The organism is Epilithonimonas zeae, assembly GCF_900141765.1.
GTDB lineage: Bacteria > Bacteroidota > Bacteroidia > Flavobacteriales > Weeksellaceae > Epilithonimonas > Epilithonimonas zeae.
On sequence record NZ_FSRK01000002.1, the window covers coordinates 801,558 to 823,288 of the forward strand.

18 protein-coding genes are annotated in these 21,731 nt (G+C 34.2%); 11 read left to right on the plus strand and 7 right to left on the minus strand.

The genetic code is table 11. The features are described 5' to 3' along the window. The first annotated feature begins 4 nt into the window (after positions 1-4). The 5 genes from BUR19_RS15425 (at position 5) to BUR19_RS15445 (ending at position 4,041) form a co-directional block, all read left to right on the plus strand. A complete protein-coding gene (locus BUR19_RS15425) occupies positions 5-691 on the plus strand; it encodes a hypothetical protein (RefSeq protein WP_074236327.1) in 687 nt (228 codons plus the stop codon). Between the two features lie 170 nt (positions 692-861). Further along, positions 862-1,380, plus strand: coding sequence for a sigma-70 family RNA polymerase sigma factor (locus BUR19_RS15430; RefSeq protein ID WP_074236328.1), 519 nt, complete (start codon positions 862-864; stop codon positions 1,378-1,380). Next, entirely contained in the window at positions 1,346-2,071 is a 726-nt protein-coding gene (locus tag BUR19_RS15435) for a hypothetical protein (RefSeq protein ID WP_074236329.1), read from the plus strand. The genes BUR19_RS15430 and BUR19_RS15435 overlap by 35 nt, the downstream gene beginning before the upstream one ends. 99 nt (positions 2,072-2,170) lie before the next feature. Further along, complete coding sequence (locus BUR19_RS15440) at positions 2,171-3,505, plus strand: DUF4252 domain-containing protein (RefSeq protein WP_074236330.1); 1,335 nt, start codon at positions 2,171-2,173, stop codon at positions 3,503-3,505. Positions 3,506-3,516: 11 nt separating this feature from the next. Continuing rightward, complete coding sequence (locus BUR19_RS15445; RefSeq protein WP_074236331.1) at positions 3,517-4,041, plus strand: DUF4252 domain-containing protein; 525 nt, start codon at positions 3,517-3,519, stop codon at positions 4,039-4,041. A gap of 15 nt (positions 4,042-4,056) precedes the next feature. Here the strand turns inward: BUR19_RS15445 and BUR19_RS15450 are convergent, their stop codons facing one another. The 6 genes from BUR19_RS15450 to BUR19_RS15475 all read right to left on the minus strand — a co-directional run bounded on the left by BUR19_RS15450 (position 4,057) and on the right by BUR19_RS15475 (position 14,503). Continuing rightward, positions 4,057-4,428, minus strand: coding sequence for an iron chaperone (locus BUR19_RS15450; protein WP_074236332.1), 372 nt, complete (start codon positions 4,426-4,428; stop codon positions 4,057-4,059). Between the two features lie 2 nt (positions 4,429-4,430). Beyond that, the gene (locus BUR19_RS15455; RefSeq protein WP_074236333.1) at positions 4,431-4,886 is read right to left on the minus strand and encodes a YciI family protein; all 456 of its coding nucleotides are present in this window, start codon (positions 4,884-4,886) and stop codon (positions 4,431-4,433) included. Between the two features lie 63 nt (positions 4,887-4,949). Next, entirely contained in the window at positions 4,950-6,155 is a 1,206-nt protein-coding gene (locus BUR19_RS15460) for an NAD(P)/FAD-dependent oxidoreductase (protein WP_074236334.1), read from the minus strand. Between the two features lie 92 nt (positions 6,156-6,247). Further along, positions 6,248-9,178 carry a T9SS type A sorting domain-containing protein gene (locus BUR19_RS15465; protein ID WP_074236335.1) on the minus strand — a complete coding sequence of 977 codons (2,931 nt, stop codon included), beginning with the start codon at positions 9,176-9,178 and terminating at the stop codon, positions 6,248-6,250. A 104-nt stretch (positions 9,179-9,282) separates the two neighbouring features. Continuing rightward, a complete protein-coding gene (locus BUR19_RS15470; RefSeq protein WP_074236336.1) occupies positions 9,283-12,630 on the minus strand; it encodes a methylmalonyl-CoA mutase family protein in 3,348 nt (1,115 codons plus the stop codon). Positions 12,631-12,868: 238 nt separating this feature from the next. Further along, a complete protein-coding gene (locus tag BUR19_RS15475) occupies positions 12,869-14,503 on the minus strand; it encodes a T9SS type A sorting domain-containing protein (protein ID WP_074236337.1) in 1,635 nt (544 codons plus the stop codon). A gap of 98 nt (positions 14,504-14,601) precedes the next feature. Here BUR19_RS15475 and BUR19_RS15480 point away from each other — a divergent pair, with 98 nt between their 5' ends. Beyond that, positions 14,602-16,200, plus strand: coding sequence for a hypothetical protein (locus BUR19_RS15480; protein WP_139297383.1), 1,599 nt, complete (start codon positions 14,602-14,604; stop codon positions 16,198-16,200). 39 nt (positions 16,201-16,239) lie between these two features. Here the strand turns inward: BUR19_RS15480 and BUR19_RS15485 are convergent, their stop codons facing one another. Beyond that, positions 16,240-16,716, minus strand: coding sequence for a Dps family protein (locus BUR19_RS15485; protein ID WP_074236339.1), 477 nt, complete (start codon positions 16,714-16,716; stop codon positions 16,240-16,242). A gap of 134 nt (positions 16,717-16,850) precedes the next feature. On the opposite strand from BUR19_RS15485, the gene BUR19_RS15490 reads away from it, so the two are divergent. The 5 genes from BUR19_RS15490 to rpsJ all read left to right on the plus strand — a co-directional run bounded on the left by BUR19_RS15490 (position 16,851) and on the right by rpsJ (position 21,709). Beyond that, entirely contained in the window at positions 16,851-18,224 is a 1,374-nt protein-coding gene (locus tag BUR19_RS15490) for a hypothetical protein (protein ID WP_074236340.1), read from the plus strand. A gap of 123 nt (positions 18,225-18,347) precedes the next feature. After that, entirely contained in the window at positions 18,348-18,761 is a 414-nt protein-coding gene (gene rpsL / locus BUR19_RS15495) for a 30S ribosomal protein S12 (protein ID WP_031503575.1), read from the plus strand. A 23-nt stretch (positions 18,762-18,784) separates the two neighbouring features. Then, the gene (gene rpsG / locus BUR19_RS15500) at positions 18,785-19,261 is read left to right on the plus strand and encodes a 30S ribosomal protein S7 (RefSeq protein ID WP_074236341.1); all 477 of its coding nucleotides are present in this window, start codon (positions 18,785-18,787) and stop codon (positions 19,259-19,261) included. Between the two features lie 6 nt (positions 19,262-19,267). Then, on the plus strand, positions 19,268-21,385 hold the full coding sequence (fusA, locus tag BUR19_RS15505) for an elongation factor G (RefSeq protein WP_074236342.1): 2,118 nt from the start codon (positions 19,268-19,270) through the stop codon (positions 21,383-21,385). A gap of 18 nt (positions 21,386-21,403) precedes the next feature. After that, positions 21,404-21,709: a 30S ribosomal protein S10 gene (gene rpsJ, locus BUR19_RS15510; RefSeq protein WP_002661363.1), complete on the plus strand. Its 306-nt coding sequence runs from the start codon at positions 21,404-21,406 to the stop codon at positions 21,707-21,709. Positions 21,710-21,731: the final 22 nt, after the last annotated feature.

Below are 21,731 nucleotides of genomic sequence, written 5' to 3' on the forward strand. Positions count from 1 at the left end.
CTCGATGAATAAGCTTAGTCTGATACTCACTCTCACTTTATTGACTTTTTTAACAAATAAATTTTCCGCTCAAAATGGGAATTCTAATATTACTAATGGTAATACCAATAGAGAAACACTTGTTATGAGGTCTGGGTACAAAAGTACTATCGAAACAAAAGGTTCCCCATATTTATATAAGGAATACAAAAAAGCAAGAATCGCTAATAACAAAGTTTTAGTTGATATGCGTTACAATGCATATAAAGATGAAATTGATATTGTAAATAATGGGCAAAATATGACAATTTATAAAAGGACAGAGTATTCTCCAATCCATATTATTGATAGTGATGAATATTTATACTTATTAGAATATCCATTCAAAGGAAAAAATCTAACAGGTTACTTATTTGAGGTTAAAAAATTTGCTGATTTTGCAATTTTCATGAAAATTTCTAAGGATTATGAAAAAGGTAGATATGCACAAGATTCTTTTGATATTGATAAAGAGAATAGTTATGAAGATTTGCCGGATATATTTTATATACAAAAAAGCAACGGAGAAATTTTAGAAATGCCAAATAGAAAGAAAAAATTAATTGAAATATTCCCGGATAAAAAAGATAAGATTGAAAAAACAATTAAAACGGATAAAATTGATACGCAAAATTTGAATACTTTATCACAAATTTTCACAGCCCTTTCATAAAATATTTTATTTTAAATAAATTGATTATCAGAACTTTAATGATTATTAAAGTTCTTTTTTTATTTTTGATGTAATAAATTATGATTGACAGATGTCTTACTTTTAAACAACCAAGAAATTATAAGGTTTCAAGATTAAAAGCTTTTAACCTCAAACATTAAACTGAATCTATGACTCAAGACAACTTTAAACAAACGGTTTATATTCTCAAGGATGAGATGTATCGTTTTGCGAAAAAGTTTTTGATGAGCGCAGATGAAGCCGAAGATGTCGTAATGGATTTAATGATGAAATTTTGGCAAAAAAAAGATGAATTAATGGTTGTGGAAAATTTGAAAAGTTTTGCCCTGAGAAGTGTAAAAAATGAATGCCTGAACCGTCTGAAACATCACGAAGTTAAACTCGGATTTGCAAGTCAAACAAGACATAAATCAGAACTTTATCAGATAGAAACCAATAATATGAGAGAGCAGATTTTGGGATTCATTAACCAACTGCCCGAGAAACAAAAAATGGTCATTCACTTAAAAGATGTCGAGGAATATGAGATTTCAGAGATTTCGGAAATTATGGAGATGGAGGAAAACGCAGTCCGCGTGAACCTGATGAGAGCCAGACAAAAAGTGAAAGATTCAATTAACAAACTTTATGAATATGAAAACAGACAGATACAAGGATTGGGAATCTAGATTCTTCGAAGGCGAAGAGTTGACGCCGGAAGAGCATCTGTTTCTCAAAAACGAAAGTGATAATCCTTATTTTTCTTTTCTGAATGAAGAGAAACAGGATAAATTAGATATAAGCTTCGAGGATTTCTTGAAGAAAACCGAAAAGCCAAAAATAGTTGCACTTCCGGTTGTAAAAAGAAAATCTTACACACAATATTGGATGGCTGCAAGTTTGGTTATGCTAATGGGAATCAGTGGATTTTGGATGTTCAATAATCCCGAGAACATAGCACCTCAAGTGGCTAATCATACTGTAAAGCCTAAGAAAGTTGAAACACCAAAAGCATTTCCAGTTGAAGAAACTCAGACTCGACAGCCGGTTTTAGCTCAAGAAAATACACAGCCAGAAAAGCAAACAATTGAGAAGAAAAATATAGTTAATAATCAACATTCAATAACACAATTTGCTTCTCATCAACCGAAAGAAATTAATAAAACCAATAATCAACCCCAAAATCAAGTAAACTCAGATTCGGACTACAACCCAAATTATGTTATCATCAATGGAAAACCAATCTACAACGAGCAGGAGGCTATTGCTATAACAGAGGATACTTTTAATTATTTTGCAAGTAACGTTACCCAAACCATAAATCACGCAGAATCTGCCCAAAATCAATCATTGGATTTTTACAGGATTCTTAATTTTTAATATCAATCAAAATGAAATCGCTATCTACGAATCTTCTGAAATAGTACTAACGAAATGGCGATTGCATAAGACCTTAGACAACAATTTATAAAATTACTTATGAAAAAAATATCAATATTCATTGTATTATTTCTTCTGTCTACTAATATTTTCGGACAAACAGAAGAACTTAATAAGCTCTTTGATAAGTATCAGGACACAGAAGGTGTGACCTCTATCAAGATTGCAAAACCTATGTTCAAGTTATTGAATAATCTTAAAATCGATAACGAAGAATTAGGTAAAATACAGCCTTTGCTTGCCAAGGTTAATGGACTGAAAATGCTGATTCTGGAAAAACCGGAAACATCAAAAAATTCTCTTATAGATGAGAAGAAAATAGAGAAAGAAATTTCTAATTCTCTTAAAAATATGAAGTATGAAGAACTGGTGACCGTGAACAACCGCGATGCTAAAATCAAATTTATGGCTCAGGATATCACAGCTAATGTTATGGATAATTTGATTCTTAACATTATGTCAGAAGACAGTTCTGTTCTGATGATGCTGGATGGAAAAATCTCTATGGATGATGTGAGCAAAATGATGGAGGAGAGCCAAAATGTAACTTCTATTAATCCTGCAAAAACGATTAATTCATCTACATTTTCTCAGACCAGTACATCCACTCATTCGATAACTGACGGTTCAGGTACAACAACTTTTACAACTACAGATAAATCTGGTACGTCAACAAATGTTGGAAGCGAGAGAAATGTTCCTGCCTTTAACGGAATAGAAACTTCTTCGGGTGTTGATGTAGAATTTAGTCAAAGCCCAAAGCAAAGTGTTGTCGTAAAAGTAGAACCTGAAAAACAACAATACGTTATCACGGAAGTTGAAAATGGCGTTTTGAAAATCTTTGTAAGAAATAAAGGTGTTAAGAATCTGAATTTCAACAGTCTTAAAGTGATTGTTTCCGGACCTAAATTATCAAAATTGATTACTAAATCCGGTTCTATTTTCAAAGCGGTTACACCAGTTAATGAAACTACTTTTGCAGCAAGCTGTTCATCTGGATCACAGGTTTCAGGAGACTTTAAAATCTCTACAAATACAGCATTAGATGTTTCTTCTGGAGTAAGTGTAAAATTCAATCTTGAAACTAAGTCTCTGGCTTTGGAAGCTAGTAGCGGAAGCTCAATCAAATTAACAGGAAAAGCGGATTCGGGAGTTTACAGCGCAAGCAGTGGAAGTTCTATCTCAGCAGGGGATTTCGTAACCAAGTCAGCCGTTGTAGATGCTTCTTCCGGGTCAAGCGTAAAAATCAATACAACAGAGAGTTTAACAGCAAGTGCAACATCCGCAGCGTCTGTACAATACAGAGGAAATCCTTCTAAAGTGACAAAATCTGCCAATGAAAGAACAGGTTCAACAATTAACTCAATCAACTAAAAACTAAAATTATGCTAAGATTCTTATACATCATTATTTTGACGATTGTCGGTTTTTTTCTTCAGTCGTGTATGCTTTCTCAAAATAAAGTTCACACCGATTTTTTTGACAATCCTGGATTCAAAGAAAATTCGACTTTTGTCAGCATCAATGTTCCTACCTTTTTGGCTAAGTCTTATGTGAAGAATGCTTTGAGAGAAGATGGCGAAAGTCAGGAAGTTATAGACTTGGTAAAGAAAATCAGTGATGTGAAAGTTCTGATTGTAGAAAGCTCCACAACACCTGTGAAAGCAGAATTCCAGAAATATCTCACCAAGAATAATTATGAAGAATGGATGTCTGTAAAGCAACAAGGTCAACTTATTAGCATCAATGCACAACAGTCAAAAGACTTAATCAAGAGAATGATAATCACCGTTAATGATGATAATGACGAAAGTATTTTTGTTGATGTAAAAGGAAAATTTTCGCCGGATGACATCTCAAAAATCATCAACGCAACAGAAAAAAATCAAATCAAAATTCATAGAAACTAAATTTTCAATTAACCACTATTTTGTAGTGGTTTTTGTGTTTTGTAGAATCTTGAATTTTCTATAAACTGCAATTTTACTAATTAATTCTAATGGAAGCTCCGAAGATAAAGGAATCTGAATAGCACCTTTTGAAGTCTTATAATTTTCCAATTCTTTTTCAAAAACAACAATCGCTTCCGGGCCTGGATAAATTCCAATGTGATTTTTGTAAGCCGCAAAATGAACTAAGTTCTTATTGTTAAGTGTAAAAGTCGGCATTGCATATTTGATGCATTCTTCAACTTCCGGAATTTCATTTTTAATTTCAATTCTGATTCGCTCTAATTTCTCAATCATTTCTAAATTAAAATCAGAAAAGTAATCCTCAAAGTTTTTGTAGGTTTTCATTTTTAGAAATGAACTTTGGTTACCTTGTCGTGAGATTTCAGATACAGCGGAAGCGCTGCGGAACCGTACCATTTGTAAATTTCAACATCAAAGATTCCTGACTTTACAGATGGGTCGGTTAAAACTAAACTTTCGGCTTCTTCTTTAGTTTTCGCATCCAAAATGAAAATCCCATTATAATCATTTGGATTTTTCTCCAACATTGGTCCGGCTACGATCAGTTTTCCATCTTTTGCCAATTTGTTGATGTTTTCCATATGACCTTTCATCAATTCTGATTTTTTGGACTTATCCGTGATTTCAGCTTTTCCTTTTTTGAGAATTACCAAATAATACGATTTCATTCCATACTGGTCGGCACCAAGAGAATCTGCTAATTTTTGGTCAAATCCTTTATTTTGAGCATTGATGAATGACGAAAATAATATTAAGGAAAGAATGGTAAATAGTGATTTCATCTTCTGAAGTTTTATTTCAAATTTAGAACAAAAAATAAAATCTCAAATATGCGCATAAGATAATTATCTTCTGAACCTGAAATATTCTGTCAATTCGTGCTTTTTACCTTTAAGAAAATCTGAAGCCATTGCCATCCCGATGACCGAGAATGTGATTCCATTTCCGCCAAAACCTAAAACAAAATAAGCACTCGGAAAATCCGGATGTTGGCCAATGTAAGGCAATCCATCTTTGGTTTCGCCAAACGTTCCAGCCCAGACGAAATCGGTTCGAAAATCATTATTAGGAAGATGTTTGTCTAATTTTTTGACCAGCTTTTGTTCTTTTGCGTGAAGAAGAGAATCTCTTTTTTTGGCATTGACAAATTCCTCATCTTCACCACCAATCAAAACTCTGTTATCATCTGTTGTCCGCATATAAATGTAAGGTTCTGCTGTATTCCAAACCAAAAGGTCATTCAGTTCCTGATGTTTTTTCTCATTTTGTTCGCCAACAATTGCGAAAGTTGATAACAGGTTTACAAATTTGTCTTTAATGATTTCTGTACTTTCGAAACCATTGCAGAAAATGACTTTTTTTGCTTTAATAATGTTTCCGTAATCTGTTGTTGCAGTAACGCCATTTTTCTTATAATCGAAATTAATGATGTCGGTTTTATCAAAAACCTGCAATCCTTTCTTGTGGTTGTAATTCAGAATATCGTGAGCCAAACAAAACGCATCTATGCTTCCGCCTTGTTCGGAAAGAATTCCGCCAAACGTATTTTCGATTTTGAATTGCTTTTTAATCTCTTCTTCCGAAAGCCATTTCACAGGAAATCCAGCCGCTTTTCTCGCCTCGAATTCTTTTTTCAAATCATCAACATCTTTTTTGAAGGCAGCAAAATAAAGCGATTGTTTTTTCTTGAAACCACAATCAGATTTGACTTCTTTCGAGATTTTCTGCAAATCATCAATCGAATCATAACACGCCCAATAAGATTTTTCTGCACCTTCTTTTCCTATCATTTCTGAAAGTTCATAAAGCGGAACATCGATTTCGTATTGCAACATAGAAGTTGTGGCGCTCGTACTTCCATTCCCGATTTCACGACGGTCAACCAAAACAGTTTTGAAACCGTCTTTTATCATTTGATGGGCAAGAAGAGAACCTGTAATTCCACCTCCGATGATGAGGATTTCTGCTTCAATATTTTCTCTTAGTGATGGATAAGAATGTTTGATGCCGTCTTTGACTAGCCAGAATGGTTCTGGAGATTTTAATTTCATAGTTTCTCTTTGATTTGATTGTTGTACTAATCAAAAAGTAAACCGTTGGATTTTTGAGAATAAAAAACCGCAGAAATTTCTGCGGTTTGATTTTATTTCTTAATGAATTTTGAAGTAAGATTGTTTTTATCTGTTGTTATCCTTATGTAGTAAACACCACTGATGAGTTTTTGGACATCTATTTGGTTGTTTGAATTGAATTCTGCAGTCACTTTTCTTCCGATGGAATCGTAAATCTCAATATTGTTTATTTTTTCTTTTGTGGTAATGTTTAGGATATCGGATGTTGGGTTGGGATAAATGCTAAAAATGTCTTTTGGAAAGTCTTGAGTAGCCAATTCTTCTTTTTCTAAAAATATTGTAACAGCATTGTAACCTCCAATATATCCGTAATCAAAATTATCTAAAGGTTTAGCAACCACTTGAGCTAATATTGATATTTTATTAATCCCGTATACATCTACAATAGGTGATGACAAAAAGAGACCTAGTGGTTTTTGCGATAATAGATTACCACTTCCATCTAATTTTAGCAAAATACTTTGTTTATAATCTTCATTCAAAAGTATTTCAGAATTACGGTAAGTCAATTTCCGTTTAAATGTAGGAGTGATATAAAGATTGTCTTCTTGATCTTTAGCAATCATATATTTAGCTTGATAACCGTAAGATGTTTGTGCTGTTTCGGGAGAATATAATGGATAAGACCAGAGAATATTTCCGATGGTATCTAACCTTGTAATGATATCTGTCGTATGGATAAAAGTATTGCTACTAATGTAAGGGTTCGTAAACTGAATATTGTCTGCAGTGGTGTTTCCTTGCGTATTTCCATAAATTGCAAATCCCGTTGATAATTTACAGATACTATTGATGTAAAAAGGCTGATAACCTGATCTACCTGAATTGAAATCTTTCCCACTGATTACTTGACCTGAAGCATTCATTTTTAAAAATATTGCTTTTGAGTTAACATTATTATCAGAAATTGTGATAGAATCATAAGTTAGGCTTCCTGAATGCGTTGTATTGAAAAAAAGGTAAATATTATTTGCTTGATCCTGTTGGATTAGGATGTTGTCGTAAGTATATGGAAATGAACGTAAAAATGATATATTTCCAGATGTACTTAATTTACAGACCATCATACTTTTCGTCGGAAACGAGTAATTCGATCCCAAATATTGAAAGTCGCCAGATACCAGACCAACTAACAATGTTTCACCGAATTCTGTAGCAAAGATTCCCCGATTTTCCATTGTGCTGGAAGAGTTTAAAGGAACAAATTTATTTTTAAACAAAAAATGTCCATCCGAATTAATCTTAGAAACCAAAAAATCACCTGCATTTCCGTAGAATTTCTCTCCATTACTAGCAGTTACTTGGCATTGATTAATGATTTCATTTCTACATTTTACAATGTAAGAAATTTCTTCACTGTTATTAATTCCAGTATCATTCCCATATGATTCCGATGGAAAATCTTCATATTCATGTGATTGTATATTCCATATTATACTTCCTGATGGCGAAATTTTGGAAATACTCCTGTTAGTTTCAGATACAGAGAACATTGAAGTTCCGTAAAAAACAGGAACACTCTTCGAATGATTAACATTTTGATAAGTATTACCATTTTCAAATGTTTTAAGAAGATTACCATTAGAGATTGTTCCACCTAGGTTTTCATCACTATATTTTTTTATTAACAAAGGATTGCTATCACTTGCATTTCCCTTAAATGTAAGTGATGCGTGATAATCTGATGGTATTGCAATATAATCTTCAGTATCTGTATAAGCTACATTAATTGATTTTGAAGAGCCTCCAGAATTGTAGCCGTTTGGGATATGGTAAAAAGAAGAGAGGTGTCCTTCCGAGCTAATATTAATTAAACCTCTAGCATTAAAGTATAAAATTTGATTATCTATACCAATAGAAAAATTGGGAAAATAAGAAGTCAAATTTATATTGTAGTTACGTCCTTTATTCATAAGAAGTGATGCGCCTCCACTACTAGGATACTTGTAAAACCATTTGTAATTGGTGAAGTCCATAGAAAACTTTCCTAAAATCATTAGAGCACTTCCGATTTGCAAAGAATTTTGTGCGATAGGCATAGCAAACAAACCATTATTGCTTTGTGCGATGATTTGAAATGTTGAATAGCCAGCAAAAGAAACATACAGATAATTATCTTCAGAAATGAGAACATTAAATCCGGATAAATTTCCATAATTGTTATTGTTGAAAATTCTTAAATAGTTTGTTTCAACTAAATTAGAATCAGTTTTTAGGATAAAGCTAGAAAAATCCTCAAAGTTATAATCCAAAATAGAGACTGGATCATGCGCTTGGCAATTTAGATAAAGCTGATTGGCTTTCGCTTCAAATTGAGTGATGTATAATTTATCAAATTTCTTCTCCGCAATTTTGTCTCCAGTGAAAATATTAAATTTTACAATAGTTTCTGCATTAATTAATGCATAAAGATTATTTCCATCAATTCTCATTGAAATGGTAAGAGGAAATGATCCGGCTTTTTTAGGGAGTTCTTTGATCCACAATAGATTCCCACTAGAATCAAATTTTAATAGTACTTGATCAAAGTCCTTATTATCAGCAGAATTATTGACATTGTTAAGTGTAATAGCACCTTCAAAAGCTGCAATGATGTAAATGTTATCCTGCGAATCCATCGTTACAGCATTGGGGACTAATTCTCCCATCGGTCCCGGATCTAAGGTTTTAATCCAAATTTTGCTACCATCTACCTTTGAGTTTTTTGATATATACAAACTGCTGATACCAGTAGAATTAATAGTTTCATTCATAAACTTGTAAGGCCCGTTCGCTTGACCGACTGTAATATGGTCAAGATTTGAATCAAATATTGTTTGGAAAATCATCCCTCCTCCGTAGGTATTAGCATGAAAACCTTTTACAATTTCAAAAGAATTATTATTCTGGGAAAATACGCTTAAGCCTAATATAAAACTAAATATAAAATAGAGTTTTTTCATAGTTATCTTTTTCTCAAAATTAATAAAAAAACCTAAAAGAATTTCTTTTAGGTTTACAAAAGTGTGTTTTTAACAGTTATTTTTTTAAATTGTTATTGAGGTAGTTACATATTTCTTCTGTACTTTCCACCCACTTCAAACAAAGCATTGGTAATCTGCCCAAGAGAACAATATTTCACGGCATCCATCATCACTTCGAATAAGTTTTGTTGGTTGATTGCTGCGTGTTGTAAAGTTTTCAAAGCTTCTGCAGATTTATCCTGATTAGAATTTTGGAAATTATGAAGCATTTCAATCTGGGATTGCTTTTCCTCCTCAGTCGAACGGATCACTTCTCCCGGACGGACCGTTGGCGAACCATCTTTTCCAAGGAAAGTATTTACACCGATGATTGGATATTCTCCTGTATGTTTCAACCATTCGTAATGCATCGATTCTTCCTGAATTTTTGAACGTTGGTACATCGTTTCCATCGCACCCAAAACGCCACCTCTTTCTGTAATTCTGTCGAATTCTGCATAAACAGCTTCTTCAACTAAATCCGTTAATTCTTCAATAATAAATGAACCTTGAAGCGGATTTTCATTTTTAGCTAATCCTAATTCTTTATTGATAATCAACTGAATAGCCATTGCTCTTCTTACAGACTGCTCAGTCGGAGTTGTAATCGCCTCGTCATAAGCATTGGTGTGCAATGAGTTACAGTTATCATAGATCGCATAAAGTGCCTGAAGCGTTGTTCTGATGTCATTAAAATCAATTTCCTGAGCGTGAAGCGAACGTCCCGAAGTTTGAATGTGATATTTCAACATCTGGCTTCTTTCGTCTGCGCCGTATTTCAGTTTCATTGCTTTTGCCCAAACTCTTCTTGCAACACGTCCGATCACAGAATATTCAGGGTCGATTCCGTTGGAGAAGAAGAACGATAAGTTCGGTGCAAAATCATTGATATCCATTCCTCTTGACAAATAATATTCAACATACGTGAAACCATTTGCCAAAGTAAATGCCAACTGAGAAACCGGATTTGCACCTGCTTCTGCAATATGATATCCTGAAATAGAAACCGAGTAGAAATTTCTTACTTTTTCTGTGATAAAATATTCCTGAACGTCACCCATTAATCTTAAGGCAAATTCAGTGGAAAAAATACAAGTATTCTGAGCCTGATCTTCTTTTAGAATGTCAGCCTGAACGGTTCCGCGAACGGTTGCGATGGTTTTAGCTTTAATTTCAGCATAAACATCTGCCGGAATAACTTCATCTCCCGTAATTCCTAATAATTTTAAACCTAAACCATTATTGGAAGGAGGTAATTCGCCGTTATATTTTGGTCTTGCTAAACCTTTATCGTCAAATTTTGCTTTTAAAACTTCCTCAACCTTAGCCTCAAGCTTATGTTCAGCAATATATTTTTCAACATTCTGGTCAATGGCTGCATTCATAAAGAAAGCCAACAACATCGGCGCTGGTCCGTTAATCGTCATTGAAACGGATGTTAATGCATTCACCAAATCAAATCCTGAGTATAGTTTTTTAGCATCATCTAAAGTTGCAATAGAAACTCCCGCATTTCCGATTTTTCCGTAAATATCAGGTGGTAAAGCTGGATCTTGTCCATACAATGTTACCGAGTCGAAAGCCGTAGACAAACGTTTTGCAGGCATTTCCGCAGAAACGTAGTGGAATCTTCTGTTGGTTCTTTCCGGTCCACCTTCTCCGGCGAACATTCTCGTTGGATCCTCTCCCGTTCTTTTGAAAGGATAAATTCCGGCAGTGAAAGGGAATCCTCCCGGAAGATTTTCCTGACCTTTCCATTTAATCAAATCACCCCAGTCATTGTATTTTGGTAACGCAATTTTCGGAATTCTAAGATGAGATAAAGATTCTGTTGAGGTTTCAACTTTAATTTCTTTTCCACGAACGAAATAAGAATAAAACTCAGCCTTGAAAGCCTCTTTCGTATCATCCCAGTTTTTCAGGAAGTCGATATTTTCCTGTTGAAGATCTTTTTCTGCTTTCTGATATTCAGTATCTAAATTTTCATTTGTAAGGAATTTTTTAACACCTTCAATATGATACATTTTTCTGGCTAATTCTGCCTGCTTTTCAACATTGGCGTCGTATTGTCTGTTGTTTTCAACAATTTCAGAAAGATAACGGACTCTTTTTGGAGGAATGATCGTTACTTCGTCTGTAATTTCCTGCTCAACAAAACCTTGTAGATTTAAACCAGCAAATTTATCGTTGACTTTAGAAATCAATCTGTTGTATAACTCTGTCGTTCCGTGATCGTTGAACTGTGAAGCCTTTGTTGTATAAACCGGCATATCATCCAACGGACTTTCCCACAATAAATGGTTTCTCTGGAATTGTTTTCTTACTGCTTGAAGTGCATCTAAAGCACCACGTTTGTCAGATTTATTTAAAGCAACCAAATCTGCGTAATCCAACATATCGATTTTTTCCAACTGCGTTGAAGCTCCGTATTCAGGAGTCATTACGTACATTGAAACATCTGCAAAATCTGAAACTTCCGAACCTGATTGTCCGATACCCGAAGTTTCCAAAATGATTACATCAGGATGAGCCAATTTCAACACATTTAATGCTGAATGGATGAATGGAGAAACAGAAACGTTGTTTTCTCTTGTCGCCATCGAACGCATATAAACTCTTGGATCATTGATCGCATTCATACGAATTCTGTCTCCCAACAATGCACCTCCGGTTTTCTTTTTCGATGGGTCAATGGAGATGATTGCAATTTTTTTATCTGTATTCGAACGTAAGAAACGTCTTACCAATTCGTCTGTTAAAGAGGATTTTCCTGCTCCGCCAGTACCTGTGATTCCGATGATTGGAATATTTAAGTCTTTTGATTTTTCGTCAATTGCTTTTACCAAATCTGGTTTTTCTTCTGAGAAGTTTTCAACGGCGGAAATGATTTTTGCAATGCTTGTAGAATTTTCAAAACTGATGGAATCTAAATCTTCAGCAGTAACTTCTTTTCCTGTCGCGAAATCTGATCTCTTTACCAGATCATCAATCATTCCCTGTAAACCAAGCTCACGGCCGTCGTCCGGAGAATAAATTCTGTCGATTCCGTAAGACATAATATCTTCGATTTCTTCAGGGAGAATTACACCGCCACCGCCACCGAAAATCTTGATTTGCGGAGAGTTTTTTTCTCTTAAAAGGTCGTAGATGTATTTGAAATATTCGTTGTGACCGCCTTGATAAGAAGTTAATGCAATTGCGTTGGCATCTTCCTGAATGGCTGTATTTACCACTTCTTCAGCAGATTTGTCGTGGCCAAGGTGAATGACTTCGCATCCCGTTCCCTGAATCACACGGCGCATAATATTGATGGCCGCATCGTGCCCGTCGAATAACGACGCTGCAGTCACAATTCTTACTTTGTTTGTTGGAGTATATTTTGTGCTTTCCATTTCTTAAATCGATAGTTTCCAAAGATAATATTTTTTGGGAAATGGCAATGAGGAGGGAAGATTGATGTTTGGAAGATGAGAGATTGAGAGTTGAGAATGGGAGGGTTCGAGAGTTTTTTTTGTAGGTGATTGAAAACGAAATCCCATAGCCCCGATTGCAGCGGTTACCCCACAGCAAGCCTTGGGATTGCGGCTGCGCGAGGAGTATGAACGGAAAGCGGGATTAAGCTCCTAAAAATTATTGTTTGATGAACTTGAAGTTTTTATTACCTTCCTGTGTTTTGATAATCAGCATATAAACACCGCTTGGCAATTTGGAAACGTCGATTCTGGATTTGGATTCAGATAGCATTTGTTTTCCACTCAAATCGTAAATATGAACTTTCTGAATGTCATATTTTGTGCTTACAATATTCAAGAATTCTGAAGTCGGATTTGGGTAGATGTTGAAGTATTTGGCGGATTCTTCTGTGCCCAAGACTTTAACCAAAGAAATCGGCTCTCTGAAAAGCGACAAATCAAAAACCACTGAATTGTCCAGAACGGAATATGTATAAGCTTCTGCTGTGTAAGTGGCATAATCTGATTCTTCCACACTTGCGAAATTGAGATCTGCAGTGGTTGTATTGGTTTTTTGATCCAGATTTTTGTACCAAGTAAAAGTGTAATCGCTACCAGATAAGGACTGATCTAACTTCGCAGGTTGGCCGATAACGCCTAAAACTTCTTTCAAACCATCATAACGCTGAGGCGAATAATCCAAATCGGTTTGCACATTATAATCAACAACATAATTGGAAAGTTGTGTCTTGTTGAATCTGTTATTGCTGAGGTGTGTAATTGGAGGAAGTCTGTCGTTGAGATCACCTGAAAGCTGATTGCTGTTAAGATTTAGCATCAATAATTTAGGCATCGCAAGAAATTCTGATGGGAAATTGCCGGAAAGTAAATTGTTGTTCAGGAATAATTGCTGAAGATTTGTCAATCCTGTAAGTAAAGAAACACCGCCAGAAATTTTATTTCTTCCAAGATTAAGTGTTTGCAATTTTTTAAGTTGCGGAATTTGAGACGGAATCTGAGCTAACTGATTGTTTTCTAAAGATAACCAAGCCAAATTTTGCAAGGTTGATAATCCGGAAGTATTTTGTTCGGTAATATTATTATTACTTAAGTTAAGGCTTACCAGCTGTGTCAACTGAGAAACTTGAATAGGGATTTGAGCTAATTGCAATCCTGACAAAGAAAGGTTTGTCAATTTGGGATGATTTGCAATATTTCCAAAAGCATTAGCTGGGATTGGATTATTATCAAGAATCAAAGTTTCAAGATTGGTGAAAGCTGTGATTTTTGCAGGAATGGTAATTAATCCCAAATCGGAAATATTCAGCGTTTTGATATTATTGAAGTTTTGCAACAAACCATTAACATCCGGAATCGTAAATAAATTTCCGCCCAAAGCCAAATCATCTACATTGAAAAGCCCTGTTAAGGATTGGGTTGGATCTCCAGTCAATCTATTATTGCTAATATCCAATTTTGTTAACAAACTAAGGGAAGAAATTCCTGCAGCTACATCGCCGGAGAGTTGATTATTACTAAGATCTAGCTTTGTGAGCTTTGGAAATGATGTTAGATTTGATGGGAAATTACCCTTAAGCGCATTTCCTGTAAGATTAAGTTCTGTAACCGCTCCGTTTTTCACAGAAATACCAAACCAGTTGCGTGGATCTTTCTCCAGATCCCAAGTTCTGTTCCAGTTTTCGCCATCTGTAGCGTTGTATATACTGATCAATGCGCTACGTTCTGCATTGGAAATACTCCATTGTGAGAACAGGGAATTGGAAATCAGTAAAAAGAATAGAATTTTTTTCAATTGTGTATAAGATTAATGGGCAAATATAAGAGATAATAGAATTAGTTAATCTGATTTTTAAAAAATTAATGATATTTTTATGCGGTAAAGAAGAATGTATGCCGAAAAAATTATTCTATTATTTATTAATCTTCACTTTAGCTATTGCTTTTTATTTTATTCATTCATTCTATATCGTTAAAGGTAATGTTTTTGTCTATCCATTAGATGATGTTTATATCCATCTGGCTATTGCTAAAAATTTTGTACAATCAGGATTTTGGGGTACTAATGTTGGCCATTTTGATAGTGCATCCTCCTCAATTCTTTATACTTTAATACTAAGTTTTTTAATTAAAATTTTCGGAGATAATGTTTATTATCCAATGCTTGTAAACATAGTTGCGGGGTACTCCACAGTTTACTGTATTTATCGCTATTTTGTCGATTTTTATTCTTTGAGAGAAGTAAAATTCGGAATGATGATAAGTATTTTCTGTCTATTATTCACAATGGTGTTTTTTGGGATGGAGCAAAGCCTGCATATGCTGCTATCTGTTCTGGCTATATATTTCATAAAACAAAATGAAAAACATGGATATCGAAATAAAGACTTCATAAAACTACTTGTAGTGATTCTTTTTTTAGGAATGATTCGTTTTGAGAGTATGTTTTTTGTAACGACTTTTTCTGTTTTATTATTTATTAATAAGAGAATCAAAGAAGGCTTTAGTATTCTAACAGCAGGTTTTCTACCAATCCTTATTTTTGGTTGTATTTCGATAGAAAATGGTGGCTATTTTTTTCCAAATTCGGTTCTTATAAAAGGGAATTATCCTGAAGGGAATATATTTTTAAGCATTTGGGTTATATTTAAAAGGGGTATTCTTACTAATATTTCTTTTTATAAACTTTTTCTTTTTCCTTTTATTTGTATAGGAATTTATTTATTTAGTCGCTATAAAAATAAATCTATTAAAGAAATATTTAAAAATGAGACCATTATTATAGTCGTTGTATCTACAGCTTTGATGCAGAGTCTTTTCGGGATGATTAGACACCGTTACGAAAATTATCTTTTACTAATGTTTTTTATAATTGTAGTCTCTGTTTCACACGATTTCATAAAACCAAAATTGCAAGATTCTTTAAAAAAGAAGGTTCAACAGATTCTATTCTTAGGGTCGTTTGCTGCTTTTGGAGGTTTAGGATGTTATTTGGTTTGGTACTTCCATTTTATATCTATTATTGCATCGAAAAACATCCAGGAACAACAAGTTGAGATGTCTCGATTTTTAAATGATTACTACCAAGGAGAAAAGGTTGTTGCTAATGATATTGGCGCTATTTCTTATTTTTCAAATGTTAAAATACTGGATATTATAGGTCTTGGATCTACAGATGTTACGCGATTCTTTGTTAATAATAAAAACCGGGATGAAGTACAGTTCAACAATAGCTTTCATATCTTTTTAACTCAATATATAAAGAATAATAAATATAAGATAGCTGTTATTTATCCTGACTGGTATCCTGATAAGCCTCCAAAACATTGGATTCCTGTAGCTTCCTGGAAAATAGAAAACAATATGGTAGCCGCGAGAGACAAAGTCGTTTGGTATGCTTTTGATAGAAATGCAGCAGATAATCTGCGGGAAAATATCAAAAAATTCAAACTGAATAAAAATGTAAAACAGGATATTATTTATAAAAAGTAAAACCATCAATTTGATGGTTTTTACTATAATTATACGAATTTATTTTCCTAGATAAGAATTATACATCCATACTTCTTTTTCTTGCTCGGTAATATAATCGCTCATTTGAGAGTTAGTTCCTTCGTCTCCCGCTTCGTCTGTAATGTCCAGAAGTTCTCTTTGAAGATCAATAACAATTTTAAAAGAATTTAAAATAATTTCGACACTTTTATTGCCATCACTTACTTCTTGGCTCTCTTTGATAGTAGAAACTTTTAAGTAATCAGAATAATTGTGCACCGGAGTTGCTCCTAATGTTAGGATTCTCTCAGCTATTTCATCTATTTTAAGAACTAAACTATTATATAACTCTTCGAATTTTGGATGAAGTGTGAAAAATTGTTCTCCTTTTATATTCCAGTGTGATCCTCTGGTATTTTGATAGAAGACAGAATAGTTAGCTAATAATGTATTTAGTTTTTCTGCAATGTTTTTGCAATCAGCTTCCTTTAGTCCGATTAATGCCGCATTTTTCATAATTTATTAAATGTTGATTAAGTTTTTTGAAAAGAAAATTCTGTGCCGAAACTTTTTTATAATATTGAATAAAGTTATAATTGTTTTTTAGAAAAAAAATAAAAATTCTTATTATTGTGATTATAATTTAAAAAATGACAAAGTATATAGTTTTAGCTGTATTCATTTTAATTCTGAATTTCGTTCATAGCTTTTTTCTTCCTTCGGGAGGGGTTTATGTAGATAGTTTGTCATACTTTGGGATTGCTTCTGATCTTCCAAAACCAGAAACAGATTTGTTTCCTTTAGGGTATCCTATTGCTTTGAGAGGTTTTTACGAACTTTTCAAAGATTATTTTTGGGCTTATAAGTTTTTGAATACTTCTATGATTCTTGTAATCTTTTTGTTTTCATACATCAGAAAATTTTATTTTAAGGAAACAATATTGCTTTTTACAGGAAAGACTTTTTTGTTTGTTTTTTTTATGGCAATTTCAGAAAGCCTGTTTATATTTCTGTTTTATTTCTTGATTTATTTCTTGTATCAGATTCTTGTCAGAAAAACGTTGCGATATAAAGATTGTATTTTCGCTTCATTAATTTTGTTCGGAATGTTTACTGTAAGATATTCTGGAATTTATATTTATTTGTCATTGTTGATTTTCACGGCTATTTTCTTTTTTAAAAATTGGGATAAACAAAAGCTATTTGGTCTTATTACCATTGTTATTATTTCAGGATTGGGAATTACAGGATATCTCTTGTTTAACATTACAGAATTTGGAAGTTTAACTGGGGAGAATCTGAGAGGTAAACCGGCTGAGATGCTGCCTGTGTATGTATTAAGAGACTTGTTAGGAACTGCCAATTCTATCAATCCTTACATTGGTCTTAAGCCAGCCTCTAATAGCTTTCTTAGTCTAACCTTTCAATGTTTTATACTATTGATAGACATCTTTGTTTTAATACACTTTTTAAAATTTTTCAAGAAAGCGAAAGAAACAAATGCTTATTCTTTTCACATGTTTTTATGGGTAACAGCTGTTTGTTATGCTTGTTGTTTAATTGCTTCCGGTTGGTTTCAGCAAATTGAAGAAATGAATACAAGAATGATGGCTGCAGCTAATGTGTGCATATTTTTTTCTTTTCTGATATTGTATTTCAAAACAAAAAATTCTGATAAAAGAATTTTTAGAATAGCATGTTTCTTTTTGGCTTTTATAACTATTTATAGTTTGAAAAATCCTACAAATTATCTTGATAATAAAAATCAAATAGAATCTCAAATGCCAAAATTCGCTAATAGAAAATTTTTGATAAACAATGAAAGAGAAGGAGCTGAAATTTACACAACATATCATATACCTATTATTAACAAAACTTTCCGCTACAATCATACTAATAATCAGAAAGGAAATTTGAAGCAAGACCTTGCTGGAAGCATCAATCCAAAAATTAAATGGTTGAAGTATGATACAGTAAAAGATAAGTCTCAGGTGCTTTACACTTCAGAATTGATCTTGAAATAAACTTTAGCTTTGCTTTCATTCAAAATAAATATTGGAAAATTCTATCATAAATTAAATTTTCATAACTACTTGTGGATTAAAAAATTATTCATATTTTTGCAGCCTAAAATAAAAAGCAATTAAATGCCTACTATTCAACAATTAGTTAGAAAAGGAAGAGTCGCACTTACCAAGAAGAGTAAATCGGCTGCCCTTGATTCTTGTCCACAAAGACGAGGTGTATGTACGAGAGTATATACTACCACTCCTAAGAAACCTAACTCTGCACTTAGAAAAGTTGCAAGGGTAAGACTTTCAAACGGTAAAGAAGTTAACGCCTATATCCCGGGCGAAGGACATAATCTTCAAGAGCACTCGATAGTATTGGTACGCGGAGGGAGAGTTAAGGATTTACCAGGAGTTAGATACCACATCGTAAGAGGTGCGTTGGATACTGCTGGAGTGAACGGAAGAACACAAAGAAGATCTAAGTACGGAGCTAAGAGACCAAAACCAGGTCAGGCAGCTGCTGCACCAGCTAAAGGTAAGAAAAAGTAATCATTAAATAAGGTACAGAAACAATGAGAAAGACAAAAGCGAAAAAAAGACCGTTGTTACCAGATCCAAAATTTAATGATCAATTGGTAACTAGATTCGTAAACAACTTGATGCTAGATGGTAAAAAATCTATCGCATTCAAAATATTCTATGATGCATTGGATATCGTAGAAACTAAAAAAGGAGAGACTGAAAAAACTTCATTAGAAATCTGGAAAGATGCATTAACAAACGTTATGCCTCACGTAGAAGTACGTTCTAGAAGAGTAGGTGGAGCTAACTTCCAGATTCCTATGCCAATCAGAGCGGATAGAAAAATTTCTATGGCAATGAAATGGTTAATCAAGTATTCTAAAGCTAGAAATGATAAGTCTATGGCTTTGAAATTAGCTAACGAAGTTGTAGCTGCTTCAAGAGAAGAAGGTGCGGCTTTCAAAAAGAAATCTGATACTCACAAAATGGCGGAAGCTAACAAGGCTTTCTCACACTTTAAATTCTAATTAGAAATGAGTAGAGATCTTAAATTTACAAGAAATATTGGTATTGCCGCACACATTGATGCTGGTAAAACTACCACTACAGAAAGAATTTTATTCTATACAGGTGTAAACCACAAGATTGGAGAAGTTCACGATGGTGCTTCTACAATGGACTGGATGGAGCAGGAAGCAGAAAGAGGTATTACTATTACTTCTGCTGCAACTACTTGTTCTTGGAATTTCCCAACAGACCAGGGAAAACCACTTCCGGAAACTAAACCTTACCACTTCAACATCATCGATACACCGGGACACGTTGACTTCACGGTAGAAGTAAACAGATCTTTGAGAGTACTGGATGGATTGGTATTCTTATTCTCTGCAGTAGATGGAGTAGAGCCTCAGTCTGAAACAAACTGGAGACTTGCTGACAACTACAAAGTTGCTAGAATGGGATTCGTAAACAAAATGGACAGACAAGGTGCTGACTTCCTTAACGTGGTAAACCAGGTTAAAGAAATGTTAGGATCTAACGCAGTTCCAATCGTTTTACCAATCGGTGCTGAAGAAGATTTCAAAGGTGTAGTTGACTTAATTAAAAACAGAGCGATCATCTGGGATGAAGCTGGACAAGGTGCTACTTTCGAGGTAGTTCCAATTCCGGAAGATATGAAGGATGAAGTTCTTGAATACAGAGAGAAATTAGTAGAAGCTGTTTCTGAATATGACGAAACTTTGATGGAGAAATTCTTCGAAGATCCGGATTCAATTACAGAAGAAGAAATCAATGCTGCATTGAGAGCTGCTACTATCGACTTATCTATTATCCCAATGACTTGTGGTTCTTCATTTAAGAACAAAGGAGTACAATTTATGTTGGATGCAGTATGTAAATATTTGCCTTCTCCATTGGATAAAGATGATATCAAAGGTACTGACCCAAGAACTGATGCTGAAATCACAAGAAAGCCATCTGTAGATGAGCCTTTCGCAGCATTAGCATTTAAAATTGCTACTGACCCGTTCGTGGGAAGATTAGCATTCTTCAGAGCATACTCTGGAAGACTAGATGCAGGTTCTTATATCTTGAACACTCGTTCAGGAGATAAAGAAAGAATCTCTAGAATCTATCAGATGCACGCAAATAAGCAAAACCCGGTAGAATATATTGAAGCTGGTGATATTGGTGCTGCTGTTGGATTCAAATCTATCAAGACAGGTGATACAATGTGTGACGAGAAAAACCCAATCGTTCTTGAATCGATGGTTTTCCCTGATCCGGTAATTGGTATTGCTGTTGAGCCTAAAACTAAGGCTGACCAAGATAAAATGGGTAACGCTCTAGCTAAATTGGCTGAAGAAGATCCTACTTTCACAGTGAGAACTGACGAGGCTTCTGGACAAACGATCATCTCTGGTATGGGTGAGCTTCACTTAGATATCATTGTAGACCGTATGAAAAGAGAGTTCAAGGTTGAAGTAAACCAAGGACAACCTCAGGTAGAGTACAAAGAAAACTTAACAAAAGTTGCCAGCCACAGAGAAGTTTACAAAAAGCAGTCTGGTGGTAAAGGTAAATTTGCTGATATCGTATTTGAACTAGGACCTGCAGACGAAGGTAAAGTTGGTTTAGAATTCATCAATGAGATCAAAGGTGGTAACGTTCCTAGAGAATTTGTTCCTGCAATTGAAAAAGGATTTAAAGCTGCAATGAAGAACGGTCCATTGGCTGGTTTCGAAGTTGAAGGTATTAAAGTTACTCTTAAAGATGGATCTTTCCACGCGGTGGATTCTGATGCTCTTTCTTTCGAAATGGCTGCAAAATTAGGATTCAAAGAAGCGGGGCGTGCTGCTAAACCAGTAATTATGGAGCCTATTATGAAACTGGAGGTTGTAACTCCTGAAGAATATATGGGTAACATCATTGGTGACCTTAACAAGAGAAGAGGTACGATCAGTGGTCAGGAAGAAAAGAACGGTGCTGTTGTAATCAAAGGTTCAGTTCCACTTTCTGAAATGTTTGGATATGTTACTACTCTAAGAACACTTTCATCAGGAAGAGCTACTTCTTCTATGGAATTAGAGAAATACCAAGCTACTCCTCAAAACGTTGCTGACGATATCATCGCAAAAGCAAAAGGTTAATTTTTTAAAGTACAAGAAATGTCACAAAGAATCAGAATAAAACTTAAATCTTACGATTACAACTTGGTAGACAAGTCTGCTGAGAAAATCGTAAAAACGGTAAAGGCTACTGGTGCTGTTGTAAACGGTCCGATTCCATTGCCAACGAATAAGAGAATCTTCACAGTGTTGAGATCTCCGCACGTAAACAAGAAAGCTAGAGAGCAGTTCCAATTATCAGCTCACAAGAGATTGATGGATATCTACTCTTCTTCTTCTAAAACTGTTGATGCTCTAATGAAATTAGAACTTCCTTCAGGAGTTGACGTAGAAATTAAAGTGTGATAATTGAGCCTTTTGGCTTATC